This window comes from Arthrobacter sulfonylureivorans, from assembly GCF_047607445.1.
GTDB classification, from domain to species: Bacteria; Actinomycetota; Actinomycetes; order Actinomycetales; family Micrococcaceae; genus Crystallibacter; species Crystallibacter sulfonylureivorans_A.
Genome location: NZ_JBLKRT010000093.1, coordinates 1 through 937 on the forward strand (window position 1 = coordinate 1; position 937 = coordinate 937).

Annotated in this window: 1 rRNA gene; it reads right to left on the bottom strand. The window is 56.2% G+C overall.

What is annotated here, in order from left to right:
* Positions 1–937: ribosomal RNA gene (locus ACMX2H_RS18930) — 23S ribosomal RNA — on the bottom strand; the annotation flags it as partial.

Below are 937 nucleotides of genomic sequence, written 5' to 3' on the forward strand. Positions count from 1 at the left end.
GCGCTGATGCCACAACTTCGGCGGTGTACTTGAGCCCCGCTACATTGTCGGCGCGGAATCACTTGACCAGTGAGCTATTACGCACTCTTTCAAGGGTGGCTGCTTCTAAGCCAACCTCCTGGTTGTCTGGGCAACTCCACATCCTTTCCCACTTAGCACACGCTTAGGGGCCTTAGTTGGTGGTCTGGGCTGTTTCCCTCTCGACTATGAAGCTTATCCCCCACAGTCTCACTGCTGCGCTCTCACTTGCCGGCATTCGGAGTTTGGCTGACGTCAGTAACCTTGTAGGGCCCATCGGCCATCCAGTAGCTCTACCTCCGGCAAGAAACACGCAACGCTGCACCTAAATGCATTTCGGGGAGAACCAGCTATCACGGAGTTTGATTGGCCTTTCACCCCTACCCACAGCTCATCCCCTCCATTTTCAACTGAAGTGGGTTCGGTCCTCCACGCGCTCTTACACGCGCTTCAACCTGGCCATGGGTAGATCACTCCGCTTCGGGTCTAGATCACGCCACTGCAACGCCCTGTTCAGACTCGCTTTCGCTACGGCTTCCCCACACGGGTTAACCTCGCGACGTAACACTAACTCGCAGGCTCATTCTTCAAAAGGCACGCCGTCACAGGCTTCCCCGAAAGGAAGACCCGCTCCGACGGATTGTAAGCACACGGTTTCAGGTACTGTTTCACTCCCCTCCCGGGGTACTTTTCACCTTTCCCTCACGGTACTTGTCCGCTATCGGTCATCAGGTAGTATTCAGGCTTACCAGGTGGTCCTGGCAGATTCGCACGGGATTTCTCGGGCCCCGTGCTACTTGGGATACTCTCCAAGCGGCGTCACGCATTCCGGTTACAGGGCTTACACCTTCTCCGGCCGGCCTTTCAAGACCGTTCACCTATACGCACGCACTCACTTTCGCTGTCCGGCAGAACAGCA